Here is a 14,945-nt window from a genome sequence, read left to right on the forward strand (position 1 = left end):
GAGCCTTGATCTTTTGGTTCTTTTGTATCAAGGCAAAAGAACAGGAGTATAAATAGAAGTTATAGTTTCTATATCATGTTTTGTTCATTTTCTTTAGCTCGCGTGATTATTATTTCACGGGTGCTCGTGAACCTCGTGCCCTCGGTTTGCTTCAAAAACTCCTTCGTCGTTTGAGGTTTAGAGATTGTCTAGAACAGTGCATTCCTCTCCCTACGGTCGTCGGATGCAGAAAAGAAAAGAGTCCCTCGCTAAGAAATTTTTCGCTCGATAATCGAGATTAATTTTTCTTAAGCTGGTCTTGCTTCCTAGATTTAGTCCTTAAGCGATTATGTTACTCCTTGCAAAAGCCGTTTAACGGCCGAAAACCGCCTTGTCCGTTCCGCGTCGCTACCGCTCCTGTCCTTCGGAACGGCCTGCGTCTATTCTGAACCGAGGGAGGGGCATCCAGTTAACCCTTCGGGTATGGGTATTGTAGTGTTTTAAATTGAGTAAGAATCAAGCTGCCTTTTCCTTAGGAGAAGGGTTGGGGATGAGGATAATTTTTAACGGGATACCCTTGCTATACTGACCAAAAGGAAACTAAACCCTTCGGGTATGAATACTTTCTTTTTTCTAAAATCTCTTATTCAATACATTTTAAAACGGCCTACAAGAAGGTATCGTCAAATTTGAAGTGAGGGGAACGTCGCAGGCGGTTTTGTCTGAGGGCGGTGTGCCGCCCGAGTTAAGCGCATGCAGTGCAGTGAACGAAAAATTTAGATACCGTCTTGTGAGCCTTGATCTTTTGGTTCTTTTGTATCAAGGCAAAAGAACAGGAGTATAAATAGAAGTTATAGTTTCTATATCATGTTTTGTTCATTTTCTTTGCTTCTCCAAAGAAAACGAACCAAAAGAAAAGACACCCTTGCTTCGAAATTTTTCGCTCGATAATCGAGATTAATTTTTCTTAAGCTGGTCTTGCCTCCTAGATTTAGTCCTTAAGCGATTATGTTACTCCTTGCAAAAGCCGTTTAACGGCCGAAAACCGCTTTGTCAGCTCCGCGTCGCTACCGCTCCTGTCCTTCGGAGCTTCCTGCGCCTATTCTGAACCGAGGGAATTGATAATTCGTTTAACCCTTCGGATATTAATATCATTTAAATACTTATTAATACTTGAAGAATGGCCTACAAGAAGGTATCGTGAAATTTGCAGTGAGCGTAGCGTAGCAGGCGGTTCTGTTTGAGGCCAGTGGCCGAGTTAAGCGCATGCAGCGTAGGGAACAAAAAATTTAGAGAAGCTCCTGTAAGCTTTGATCTTTTGGTTCTTTTGTATCAAGACAAAAGAACAGAACTATCAACAGGTAGTCCTATTTACCCTTTACTCCCTATTCTAAATAAAAATACGTGAACTTCCTAACGTCAGTTTGAATAATCATAGGTATAGTCATGGTATTCTTTTTTGCATCGCCCAAAAAAGAATAAAAAAAGTCTAGGCTTAAGAAAACGACTCTAAATTTATCGTTCGGCTTCTAAATTTACTGAACTCCGCTGCGGGTCAAACAGCAGAAAATTTCACGAGTCCTTTTCTATATGCCGATTTTGAAACGTTTTCATTCCTAGAAAATAGTACTTTTTGGGAGCTTCTCGCGGTTATTCTAAACCAAGGGATTGTAATTCGTTTAACCCCTTTGGGTTTGTGAATCGTCATGCTGAACTTGTTTCAGCATCTCACAAGGAGTGCTGTCAAGAATCAAACTCCCTCTCTGACCTTAGGGAAGGAGTCAAGGGAGAAGGGTTGGGGGTGAGGAGCGGTTAGTCGTTGACTTTATCTATTTGATAATTTCACATAAAAAATATACGACTTAAAAAAACGGCTTCAATCCTTCCCATTTTACATCCCAGCTTCCGTCTTTTGGGAAGCCGGGATTTTTGGTTTCAGAGCCGTCCCAACCGGCACACATCATCGAGACAGCGGTCAAGAGTCCGCCATTTCCGGGCATATATAGCGTTAAACGTTCTTCCTGATAATTGTGTCCGTTTTTGAGATAGGTGTTGGTCTGCACATCCATAAATAAAGCATCTATTGCTTTTTCGGGCATTCCCAATCGGGCGGCGGTCATTGCCGTCATCGGGAAATCCCAACCCCAGGTATCTTCCCAGTGCCAGATATCCCAAATCTTATCAAAGGTATTCCGCATGGTGGTTTTATCAAGCAATGCGGTTTCCGGAAGCATTCCAAAGGTCCCAAAAACAGAAGGGTGATCGGTTAAAAACTCCGGATTGGTATAGGAGTCGGTTGCACTTTCCGTAGCAAGATAATAGTCTTCCTGCACCGGCAGTGCCGAAAGCTTGTTCAATACTTCCGTCCATTTTTCCGGGACGGGTTCACCTATGCGTTTTTTCCATTTTGAAGCTGTTTTTAACGCCCAATTCCAATACGCGAGTTCGTAGGTCGGATTAAGGGTTTCGGTTTTTTCAAAACGTTCCTGTGCAGGAATCACCGGCGGACCTAACACATACCGATCATTTTCTTTGTCATAATCAGGAAAAGAAGCCATAAAATCAGCCGTAGCAAAAACCCGTTCCTGATAGTTGGTTAACGTTTTTTCAGTGGAATCTGCACGATAAAGCAATTCTGCAAAGGTGATAAAATGCGGTTGTTGCCAGATGAGAAAAGCGCCTACAGAAGACGGGCCTTCATCCCCATACGGATCGGTCATTTTTTGCCAGCGTGCCCCTTCGAAACCTTGTCTTTTCGCTAGCTTTTTGGCATTTTCAAAAGCGTCTTCGTACCAGTTTAACGTATTTTCTAAATATTGAGGTTTGCCCCAAAGCGCGTAATGCACGCCGTGCCACCAGTGCATCTCCAGGTGTGGTTTGCCGTACCAGCTGTTGTAGGTTAAACCGGTTTCTTGCGGAGGCATAGTTCCGGCTGTTTGTGCTTTAGTCAGGTATTGTGAAAGTACAACACGACGTTCGAGTTCCTCTGCCCGCGGATCAGTACTTCCGGAGAAATCTACGATTCCGCCGTTCATCCAGTAGTCTTTCCAAGTGTTTATACTGTTATTAAAAACCGTCTGCGTTTCTAATTTTGTTTGTACAGGTTTATCTGAAAACTCACAGGTAAACCTGATTTTCTCACTATCAGGTTCTATTAAAAAGTAATGTGCTTCTTTCTCCATAATTTTCGCTTGACCTTCCCAGTTTAAACCAATCTTATAGTTTAAGGAATCCAGTTTTCGCTCGATTATCGCGGAATTGTCAGCCTGCTCGGTAATTGTACTGGTGTAGTTTGCAGGGTTTTTCCATTGCGTACCGTAATCAGACCAGGCTCCTGTGGGTGCGGCAAAGCGTAATTTGATTTTCAGCTGACCGGTTTCAGCCAACTTCGATGTTACGCTTACTGCAATTGCATCGCTATCTTGGTTGCTTGCAGTTTGCACTTCCACCGGAATACCTTCTACAGAAAATTTACTGGTTAGCATGCCCGTCCATAAATCTAAAGTTTGATCAATATCCTGAAGGTCTTCAGGTTTAACCGGAGAACCATCTTTTTTAGTCATTTCAAAACCGAGATTTCCTAAATGAATACGATGCGGATTAGACCTGAAAAATTCCACAGCCTCTTTAGCGTGTTGCGGTTCTTTGATTTGCGTAGCGTAAGCGATTTTTCTTCCGTTTTGAACGTAATCTTTTAGTGTTTCACTAAAATCATAACCGGCATCATTGGGTTTTGCATTCCAACCCCATTCAGATTGGGTTCCTAATGGAATTCCGTTTTGATAATAATCCGGAAAACTTTGCAGTCCGGTCACATCGGTCGTGAATGCAAATGCGCCGTTTCCTACCGTTAACGAAGCCAGAGTATCAACTTCGGTAATGTGTACATTATGGCGAGAAACAACGGCTTTTCGGTCGATGTTTTTTTCAGCATTGGCTTCCTTTTTTTGCTCTTCTACACAACTCAATAGTAGTGAACAGCCTAGCAAGATTACAGCTTGTTTGAATAGTTTCATAAGGTGTTTAATTACGTTGTAAGGTGAGGCTCATCAATCCGATGACAACATCGTTAGTATGGCTTTCAATTTTTAGGTTTTTTAATGTTTTTTTAGGGTCTAACGGAAGGTCTACAATCGTTCCGGCACCGCTTTCAATTCCATAGTTTGTAAAGCCGTGAATATTGGAGTAGTTTTTAAAATCGCGTGTAATATCACCGGTTTTAAAAATAACCCTCGGTGGTTTAGGCGCGTTGGTTTTAAAAGCGTAACCATCTGTATAATAATCTTGTTCAATGGGCCACCAGTTTTCCGGGTTTTTCAATTCTAAAACCTCTTGAGTATTGTCTGTATACGTGATCGTTACAATACCGTTAGTCATTTGCGTTTGCATCGGGTTAGTAGTACCGGTCATCATTAAGTAAGCGTGTTGTGCCTTTCCGCTAATCGGAATCGAAACTGAGTTTGGATAGGTATCCCATTGCGAGGTAAACACGACATTATTACCCGTATTGGATTTTGTTGCAAATGGTATTTGCTGCGGACTCACTATAAAACCTTTAGAACCTGCTTTGGTGCGTAAACCCGTATCATCAATAATCACATCATCAGCGACATTGGGATAGCACCAGTTACCGATTCCTGTGATGGGGAGTTGTAGGGTAGGAGAGTCTGGTCGCGGACTTAAGTATTTGGGTTCAAAAATGCTATTTACAGTTGCATTAAAATGATCTGATAAAGGAACTGTTTCCAAGTTGTTTTGATTGGATGCAGGTATGTCCCAGTTTGTAAATTGTAACGGAATCTCTTCACCGGAAGTCAACGTAACTAAAACCGTATTGGTACCAGAAACGACTGAAGCTTTTGGGATTTTAAAGCTTTGTGTAGTATTTGCTGAAATACTCCAAGAAGAATTTTGTGAATCATTTACAGTAAAATTACCACGTAAGTCTTTAGGAGTATTGTTCATTAAATCAAGCTTGATTTCGTCATTTTGGTATTTATTGTCTCTTATTTCTAAAACAGGTTTTACCTTAATTTTTACCGGTTGCCACCAGATCATTTCATCTTGTTTGAGTTTAATGAAAATGGTTTTGTTCCCAACATCTGACTGTACTTTTCCTGAACGTTTTTTTGCTGAAATTTTCAGGTCTGTCAGCGTATTTTGTAAATCTTTTAGTTCTAAAATCTCAGCTTGTTCTGTAGTAATTTCAAAAGAGCTTCCTGCTGTATATGCTTCTGCTGTTTTCAGTTTTTCAATTACCGTAGCCCCTGTTTTTATCTGAATGGTATATGAAGGAGCTGTACCGGCAGCAATGTTTAGTTTAGGAGTTCCTACAGCATTTGAATCAATCTCAAAACTGGTTCTTTTGCCATTTACCAAAACCTCTTGAACTGAAGTTGCAGTGCTATTCAATTCCAGATTCAAGTCTAAAGCGGTGTTGAATTTATTTTTGATGGTGTAAATGGTCTCTGTTTTACTTTTCTTAAACGAAACCTCCACATCAGGAAGCGCTAAGCTGGCATGATCCCATTCTTCCGGAAATCCGGGTTTGATCAAAAGTTGGTTTTCTGATACATTAGGCTGAATACCAAAAAGCCCTTCAACCAATGCGCGGGAAGCAACCCCAATAGGATCTGCAAAATCCCGATACAACTCCCCGCGTATGGCATCGTAAAATGATAATTGCTGAAAACCACCGGGAGAAGCACCCAGATACATACTTTCAATCAATGCACTTTCAAAAAGTTTAAAACCTGCTTCCGTATTTCCGCCTTGCCAAAATGCCAGTGCCGTATTGAGGTTTTCGGCCAGCGCCACATTATTAACGGACCAGGTGTAGGGTTGCCAATTCGTTGTAGAAACCAGTTCTAAATCGGGGTGTGGTAATCCTGTTGCATGAATCGGAATATGCGGAATCTCATTTTTGATGTAATTAAGCGCCATTTGCGCCTGAAAGGCATCCGGAACTTGTTTGTCTATCGCGTGATAAATTGTCCAGATTCCTGGATTTTTGTGTAATAATTTGTTTCCCAGTGCATCTTTATATTCTGCATAAACGCCTTTATTGGGTAACCAAAGGTTTTTTTCAATCGCTTGTTTTATTTTTTCAGCTTCGGCTACATAGGGTTGTGGGTCTTTACCTAAGATTTTTGCTAATTGCGCAGTACGTGTATTTGCTCGATAATTATAAGCCGAAGTATAGGTGACCGAACCCCCGCTGTATTGCAAAGCATCACTAGCCCAGATCGCTGCATACGCATCGTAAAGTCCGTCATTATTCGCATCATAATTCCGTTTTTCCCATTCTAAATGCCGCTCGATGACCGGAAAGATTTCCTTTAAAAAAGTTGAATCTTGATTCCACTTGAAATGGGTGAGTAGCTGATCTATAAATACCAGATTCATATCATAATGATGGGCGCGATCATTGCGATTGGGATGCCTACTGATGTATCCTCTGCTAAACATCGCTGTACCTAAGACTTCTTTTTGGCGGGCAAAATTGCGGCTGGTATCTAAAACAACCGGGCCGGTTTCAGGCTCTAAAACCTGAGATTTTCCGTAACTGGTAAAATGCGTTTTAGCACGATCATGCCAACCTAACAAATCAGCAGCATATGCACCCCGCCATGCATTGAGGTGCATACGCCAGGCTACCGAACCGTGTAAATAGGCAGGGTTTTCCCAAATCGCATCAGCAGCAGTAGCTAATGCTCCTCCTAAGGTATTTAAATAAGGATCTGGTGTTGAAAGTGTAACGGTAGCGGCTAACTCGTTAGCTTTTTTTAATGCTTTTTCAAAAGCTAATTCCGGTCTGCTTTTGGTCTGATGGTTTGTTGCATCAGTTGCGTTCTGAATGTTCCAGTAATAGGTTTTTGATGCGTTTCTAGCAAGTGTACCATAAACTACCGGAAGTGAATCTGGAGTCGAATTTTTCAGGTTTTCAAAATTCTGAATTGCGTGTGCGTTTCCGATATTCAATTTTCCTGAAGGAACGCTACCAAGTAGTTTTCTTTTATTGGTATTTGTTTTCTTATCCCAATTGAAGTCTAAGCTAAAGCCCTCTTTTTTTAAGTGGTATTCATTATGTCTGCAATATTCCGGTTGTAGGTAAAACACCGATTCCGGATCTGCGCCAATATCTCCATCTCTATGGAATTTTTTTCCGCTTGCACCGCCAAACAACCAATTAATTACTACCGATTTGGGAAGGTCTTGTTCTTCTACTTTTAGGAGAAAACCCTCGTTATCTGCAGAAGCGAGTACGGTAAGTTTTAGAAATCCGTTGCCTAAATGTTGATCTCTAATTTCATATTCCATTACCCCGGGTGTGTATTTGGTGTGAATGCTATCAGCTTCAGTAATCCATTTAGATTGGCTTCCGGTTGCAATCCCGAGTTTAAAATTGCCACCCATTCCCGGCATATAGAGTGCAAATTCCGGCAGATCACCGGTTTCTACTCTAAATCCCGTATTGGTACCGTAAAGTGCCCGGTTAAACTTTCGGTTTCCGTTAGCTAAAACAAAGCTTTTACCTTCTGGTTTATAATGAATTTGACGTTCTTGATTGTGCCATAGTTTTTGATCTTGGGCATACAGATTCCCAAAGACAACGAGAAGCAGTAGTGGTATTATAATGCTGTGATGTATTCTTAGAATTGATTTTTTCATTTTTCCAGATTGTTAGGTTTCAGTTCGTCGGGACTGTCTTTGGTGTATTTGTCAAATTGCTGGCGGGAAGGTGTTGTAAATAACTCTTGTATTAAATCAACCGAAAGTTCTGTTTGCGGATCAAAATCAGCCGAAGCCATATACTTTTGAATGCTAAAATACAATTGGTGTGCAGCCGCATCTTTTTTGGGATCGTTGAGGTCTATACTCATAACAAGCAATTTCCCATTGCCCACTTGAGCTTCAAATGCCAAAGCAAGTCTTCGGTTCATAAACCAGGTGTCAATAGGCTGAATGAGCGGTTTAAAATCTTCTGGGAAGTCTTCAAGATGCATTACCTGCTGTTTGTTTAGGATGCTCCACCACTGCAAATCGCTGTGATTGTCTGTCGGGAAGTTATTAAATAGGGCATGCTCCTGATCTACCCATATACCCAGCGTGTGCGGCGGTCGCATTTGAAACCAGGAAGTGTTCCAGAATACCGGGAGAAAGGTTTGCGCCACTTCTGCGCCTTTTACGATTTTTCCGGCTGCGTTGAGTAATACGCTCCCACCATTATCCAGTACTTCAAGCGCTTTTTCGTCTAAAGCAGCACATTCATAAACGCTGTTTTCTACGTTTGGAAGTCGTTCAGGAAATACCCAAAAGTCCCAATGATTGGTAAAATCGGTTTGCTCAATAGTAACCCGTAAGGTTAGCTTTTGAGCCGTTTTAATTCCGTGAAGCGAAAAATCAACAACTCCTAGTTTAGAAAGTCCGGGATTGATTACCGGTTGGTCAAAAGTTCCTGTTGCGAGGATTTGATTGTTTGCATCAGTAATGGACCAGCTTTGATTATTTTTGATGTTTTCCTTACCGTAATGAGCGACCAGGATATTTGCCGTAAGTGTTTCGGTATTGGTAAAAACAAATTTCGGAAGTTCAGCAAGCGGTACGGTCTCACTGCTAAATTCCCTCCATTCTTTAGCATGTACATAGGGTTTGGAGTCCCAAAAGGCATCTAAAATCCCCACCAGGGCGGTTCCCTGTCCGCTATAATCACTCAGAGAAAGCAATTGATAACCCGAGTAGCCAGGCGTGCGCATCGCTTTTTCGATACTGTATTTATAACACAGTACCTGTAATTTACCAGAAGCCATAAAGAAGTTATGTGCCTGATCAAGCATGTGGTGATCTGCTAAATCTTCCTGAAAAAGCTCGAAGTTTTTAGCCTGATAGGCACCTGTATATTTTTTGATTTCATCAAAATTTGGGAATACGCAATACTGACCGGTTTCGTGCGATACAAATGGGACTTTAAAGTCTTTAATATTTTCACTAAAGTCTGCTACAGATTGCGGAGCTCGATTTTTCCAGTCGAGATCACGTGCACCGCCGCGTACCATAAACTCGTTGTTGGGGATCACCGGCCAGCTGCCGCCCACCGAAGCTCCGGTGTAGAGGCGTCGGTCGTCTTTTTGTTTCCAGTAGTTGTTAAAAGCCGTGAGGTATTCCACCTGTTTGCCTCGGGGTTCGTTGCCGTAGGCCATCATCACATACGATGCATAATTGCCGTACTGCTGCATCATCCGATAGGTTTCCTCATAAATATATTGGTCGATGTTGCGCCCTATGCCCAGCGCGGTGCCGTGATTGGCCCAGCTGGGGCCTTCAGGCTGCAAATACATACCCATAAGATCTGCGGCTTTAAATGCAGCTTCAGGTGGACACCAGGAATGGTAACGCACATGATTGAGGCCATGGTCTTTGATGATGCTAAAGATGCGTTTCCACGAAGGCACATCCATTGGTGGAAATCCGGTAATTGGGAAAATCGCGTTGTCAAGCGTTCCTCTTAAAAAAGTGGGCCGGTCGTTAATGGTAAAGGTTCGTTCTTGCGTTTTAAAATCGCGTATGCCAAAAGTAATCTCCTGACTGTCTGTGCCTGCTTTTGATTTTAGGCTAAAAGAGGCCCGGTACAAAGCCGGATTAAATTCATCCCAGAGTTGTAGGTTTTCACCCAGATCGTAAGTAAGCTGTAACGTGTCTGTTTTTTTAGTTAGGCGAAATGTTTTATTACGGAATTTAAAATCAGCTGTTTCAGCAGTATTGAAGGTCGAAAGATCAAGATTCAGGGAGATTTTAGTTTGTTTAGCTTCCACTTGATTTACAGGAATTTTAAAGAGAATTTCTTTTTTCTCCCGATCTGGAAACGTCTGAATGATACCCATATATGCTGAAGGGGTAGAAACCAGTTTGAGCTTGCCAATAATACCGTTCCAGTTGCCTTGGGTGTGATCGGTAAGGCTGTGCGAGTCTGGGCCTACGTTAATCTCTTTGATGCGGTTGTCTACGCGAATGGTTAGGGTGTGTTTGCCGGGTTTCAGGTCTTGAGGTAAGGTGTATTGGTGTGGAGCAACCATAGAGTTTTGCATACCCAGTTTGGTGTCATCGAGCCAAACCACGGTTTCGGTATGCGCACGTTCTAAAAACAGAAAGACGTGGCGGTCTTTCCAGTCTTTTGGGATGGTAACTTCTTTTTGATACCAGACGGCGCCTACATATTCTTTTTTCGGAGTAAGCCAAAACGGAAATTTTACATTTCCGGGTTGGTGGTATTTTCTAAATCTGGGGTTGAAGTAAAACGAACTGTCGTAGATGCTGCCCGTCCACTGTGTTTCTAAAGTGATGTCGTTACCCTTTCCTTGCACCAGCATAGAGCCGGGTAAAATAATAGCATCCTGAAGCTTTTTAGCAAACCATGCTTCGGTAATACCCCTGTCGTTTTTATCTGTCTGAAAACCCCAGCTCCCTTCTAAATCCAGAGTATCCCGGATTTGCCCTGAAAGCTGAAAAACACTAAAAATAAAAGCAATAAGTATAAATTTGGTTTTCATAGGAGGTGGCAATTTCCGTTTGTCTTATTGTTTTTTCTTTAATTTTTCAGGAACTAATTTGATATTGGGTTTAGGTGCTTTTCCCATCCCAAAGCCCATATAAAAACCTACGTGTGGCGGTTGATTGTATCCTACATTCTGCCACGCTATGCTCAGACGATATTGCGGGTCGTGCATCAAGGTGTACATACGGTTTTCCGTAGGAATAGTTGTGCTGTAAATGCGCAGCTCGGTACCGTCATCGCTGGGCAAAATCAATTCTTCGCGCCAGTCACCTAAGATGTCTGCAGATAGAGAAGGAGTCGCTTTTGTACCATTTATGGCATGTGCACCTTCTGCCGTGAAAATGCGACCTTTTCCATATTTATCGATGTAATTTTTGTTTAAAAGTTCACGACTATAATCGCCATCCCACCAGATTAAAAAGTTGGCAGATCGTGGTGCGCTACCTATAACATGACCTTTTATATCGTGTAAATCTCTAGAACCTAACCACCACATTTGTGCGCCAACGCGTGTGGTGTCAATATTAGCCGCAACTCCTCGACCGATGTCTCGATTGGGCTCTGCCGTAAATAAGACTTTTCCATCTTTGATAGCAAATAAGGCAATACCGGGTCCTTTTGTTCCGTCTTCGATTTCGTGAATTCCAAAGCGTTCTAAGCCCGGGATTTCAGGATCTAAATCACTTACGTGAATGGCATCACCGTGTCTAAAACCGGTAGAATACATTCCGGTGCCGTCATCATCTACGGCCATTGCGCCAAAAATGATTTCATCTTTCCCATCTCTGTCAGCATCAGCTACCGATAAATTGTGATTGCCCTGCCCAGAAAAAGGATTTTCACGATTCTTACTGTCAAAAACCCATCGGGATTTCAATTTATTATCGTTAAAATCATAAGCAGCCAGCACCGTACGCCCGTAATAGCCGCGACCCATTACCATACTAGGATGAACGCCATCTAAATAAGCCACGCAAGCCGTAAAGCGATCCACACGATTTCCGGAATTGTCGTTACCTCCATTACCGCCATCACCACCCCAACCGCTAATGTCTCCACGAGGAGGAATATAGTCTGTGGTTGCTAATGCTTTTCCTGTTTGCCCATCAAAAACCGTGAAGTATTCAGGGCCTTCCAGAATCTTTCCGAAGGTTCTGCTTTTTTCATCGGTGTCGCGCCAATCTGCATTAGGATCTCCAATGCTATTGCCTAAAGCATCGGTTGTGCCGTCTGCTGTTTTGCATACCATTTCGGCTTTGCCATCGCTATTAAAATCATACACTAAAAACTGGGTATAATGAGCGCCTTCCCGAATGTTTTTGCCCAAATTGACTTCCCATAACAATTCTCCTGATAGTTTATACGCTTGAAAAATAGGTTCGTCTGTGAGACCCCGGTGTGAGTTGTCGTGACCGCGACCGGTTACGTGTAAAACAATTTCATATTCCCCGTCGCCATCCAAATCTGCAACACTCGCATCTCCTGCTCTGTATCCTTCCGGCATTTTTAAGGGAATGCTGTGATAGGGTTTTAATTCGCTATTGGCTTGTATGGTATAAGACCCCGGTTCTCGCTGTTCTTCAGCATTTAAAACCGAAGTAACATACCAAGTGTTTTTTTGTGACCAATCAATGTTGGAGTCTCTATAAAATGTAGCGCCCGTGATGGGTTGGTCATTCAATTTCTTGGGTTGCATACCTTCACGTTGCCGGTACAAATTGAATTGGAGATCATCTGAATCTGTACCTAAAACACGCCAACTAATCACAGCAGTATTATCTTCTTGCGGAATGGCAATAACGCCACGGTCAAGATTTTCCATAAGACGTTGTGCAGAACAACTTGTGAAACTCAATAGACTGCAAACAAATACAAGTGATGCGAATAGCTGTTTTTTCATTTTAATAGGCTTTTAGTTTTTGGGGAGTGTATAGGGGATAGGATTACCAGATTGAGTAATCACAAAATAATCGAGAATTACACCCGGATCTATTACATAAATTGTAAGTGTATGTTTGCCAGCTGAAAGCTCTTCTAATTCAATACTCTTTCGTGCCTGATTGCGCAAAACATTTAACTTCCAGGTTTCGCTTCTTCCGGATGTTTTAAAGTCAATAAGATTAATGTCGCCTTTATCAATTTGAATGCCTAATCGTAATTTTTGATCTCCGTTTATGGGATGGTTCGGGATCGCAGTTATGGTGATTTGTGGTTTTTGAATAGCTTCTTCAAAATTGAATTTATATGTTAAGGAAGCATTCTTTTTAAAAGTTGTATCAACTTTTGAAGTCGCTGTTGCTGATGCCACTTGTAAGGCATTTTGGGTATAGCCTAAACCGGTTAATTTTTTAGGAAATTCTTTTTCAAATTTGGAAGCGTTATCATAATCTGCTACAGCTTTATAAATTTCAACTTTAGGAGTTTCAACAGTTTGGTTGGTAGTTTCTATAGTCGTGTCAGGAAGTTTAAAAACCGGTAATCCTCGTGGTGCGCGGTGCATAATAGCATTCCATTTACCGGAGGCGATTTCCTGATTGTAGTGATCGGTCAACTCATTGATTTTGTTGTGATAGAAACTGACAGAATCCCGATATTTTTCAAATTCCTTTTCGTTTGTATTGTGGTGATACACTTGTAAATCCCGGTACAAATATTTTTTGTTCATAGCAGCAGCCCCAAGAATAGGGTAGGAAACCAGCTGGAAAAAAGCGTCTTGGTTTTCTTTTGATATAGTTGGACTTAGTTTTTTAACTTGTGCTGTTAAGCTTTGATACGTCGCAATGCGTGCAGGGTTTTCCTCTTTAATACTGAATTCGGTTACTTGCGTAGGACGGGTAGGTTCGGTTTGACTCCAACCCATAAACTCCGGTTTGCGGATCCAAGCCAAGTTGTAATATGCATTACGCATCGCAGTGATTTTTTCACCTTCAACACTTCCGAATATATCTTGGTAAAATGACAACATATGAGCTTTATAGCTGGCAGGTTCTCTAAACTTTTCCGGATCAAAAGCCAGATCCATAAAGAACTGCATAGTGTATTCTGCGGGTTTGATATCGCCTACGTTGAGAATCCAAATTTTATCTGCACCGGTATCGTAGGCTTTCAGCATTTCTTCCCGAATCAAAGCCGGGTGCGTGGTGCTTAACCATAAATAATCATGTGGTCTGCCCCAATAGGAAGCGTGATAATAAACGCCACTTCCCCCGCTGCGTTTGCGTTCTTCAGAGTTGCTCAGACGTCTTATATACCCGTAATTGTCATCCGTCCACATCAGGGTCACGTCATCCGGTAGCTCTAAACCATAATCATATAAATCAAGCACTTCTTTATAGACGGTAAATACCTGCGGAACGCTTTCCGGTTTTCCGATATGTTTTTTTATAAGTGCCCGTTGATCTTTTAAAATATCCTTTAACATAGTTGCAGCACCGGCAGTCGTTTTAGCACCTTCCATTCCGCTATCGTGAACGCCGCGCATTCCTAAAGTATAAATGCCGTTTACATTTTTTGCTTCGTCAACCCGATCTTCCCAATAATCTAAAACTCCTTTTTTATTGCTGAAATAATTAAAATCACCCATTGTATCGTGCTCCCACTCATCCACGTTATTGCGCAGCATGGGTTCGGCGTGAGAAGAGCCTAAGACAATCTCATACTTTTCAGCCATCTTCCTGTTTCCGGGATAATGAAAGAAGGCTTTTGTGCTGGGGTGCATCGCCGGCCAAATACTATTAGCTCGTAAACGCAGCAACAATTCAAAAACCTTAGCGTAAGTTTTTGGACCAATATCTCCGGTTTCGGGTTCAAAAGTTTGTTTTGCCCAAGGCTGTAATCCCCAGTCTTCATCGTTTATAAAAATACCACGGTATTTTACTTTCGGACTTTTAGACTGTGTGTTTTCAATTTTTAGAACGAGTTCTTTTTGCTTTTTGGGAGGAACATCTGCCCACCAGTACCATGGTGAAACTCCTATTTTCTCTGAAATGGAAAACACACCATAGGCTGTACCGCGCGCATCAGAACCAGCAATGACTAAAGCTTTATCTATTTTAGAATTGGGTTTTTCTAAAACCTGAATAGCATAGGTTTCCCATTCGTTAGATGAATTGTCCTTTCCTAAAAAAGATTGAATTAAAGCTGACTGCTTGTTGCCGATAACGATTGCGTTATTTGAGGACAAATTAAGGTCTGTTATAAGTTTTGGGAGGTATCCGCTGACGCGTTCAATATCTGAAGCGAGTAGGTGAGCGGTTATAGAATCTAACGGACTACCGTGTTTATCGTAAATAATACTTGCCTTTTCAGTTGAGGTAACCACCTCAAATAATGCTGAATCATGTTGCGCATTAGCGCTTTGTATCTGGCAAAACCAGAATATATTTATAGAGAGAAAAACAAACTGTTTAAACAT

Annotated in this window: 5 protein-coding genes; all 5 read right to left on the minus strand. The window is 41.8% G+C overall.

Going from position 1 to position 14,945, the window contains the following annotated elements:
• Window positions 1-1,841 precede the first annotated feature (1,841 nt).
• The 5 genes from BUB91_RS18055 to BUB91_RS18075 are packed head-to-tail and all read right to left on the minus strand — an operon-like array spanning window position 1,842 to window position 14,945.
• Window positions 1,842-3,995: a hypothetical protein gene (locus BUB91_RS18055; protein WP_073100599.1), complete on the minus strand. Its 2,154-nt coding sequence runs from the start codon at window positions 3,993-3,995 to the stop codon at window positions 1,842-1,844.
• Between the two features lie 7 nt (window positions 3,996-4,002).
• Window positions 4,003-7,650 carry a DUF4450 domain-containing protein gene (locus BUB91_RS18060; RefSeq protein WP_073100600.1) on the minus strand — a complete coding sequence of 1,216 codons (3,648 nt, stop codon included), beginning with the start codon at window positions 7,648-7,650 and terminating at the stop codon, window positions 4,003-4,005.
• Window positions 7,647-10,526: an exo-beta-1,4-galactosidase gene (locus BUB91_RS18065; RefSeq protein ID WP_073100601.1), complete on the minus strand. Its 2,880-nt coding sequence runs from the start codon at window positions 10,524-10,526 to the stop codon at window positions 7,647-7,649. The genes BUB91_RS18060 and BUB91_RS18065 overlap by 4 nt, the downstream gene beginning before the upstream one ends.
• Before the next feature lie 24 nt (window positions 10,527-10,550).
• Complete coding sequence (locus BUB91_RS18070) at window positions 10,551-12,431, minus strand: rhamnogalacturonan lyase (protein ID WP_073100602.1); 1,881 nt, start codon at window positions 12,429-12,431, stop codon at window positions 10,551-10,553.
• A 12-nt stretch (window positions 12,432-12,443) separates the two neighbouring features.
• Window positions 12,444-14,945 carry a glycosyl hydrolase 115 family protein gene (locus tag BUB91_RS18075; RefSeq protein ID WP_073100603.1) on the minus strand — a complete coding sequence of 834 codons (2,502 nt, stop codon included), beginning with the start codon at window positions 14,943-14,945 and terminating at the stop codon, window positions 12,444-12,446.

The sequence above is a fragment of the Leeuwenhoekiella marinoflava DSM 3653 genome, assembly GCF_900129005.1.
GTDB classification, from domain to species: Bacteria; Bacteroidota; Bacteroidia; order Flavobacteriales; family Flavobacteriaceae; genus Leeuwenhoekiella; species Leeuwenhoekiella marinoflava.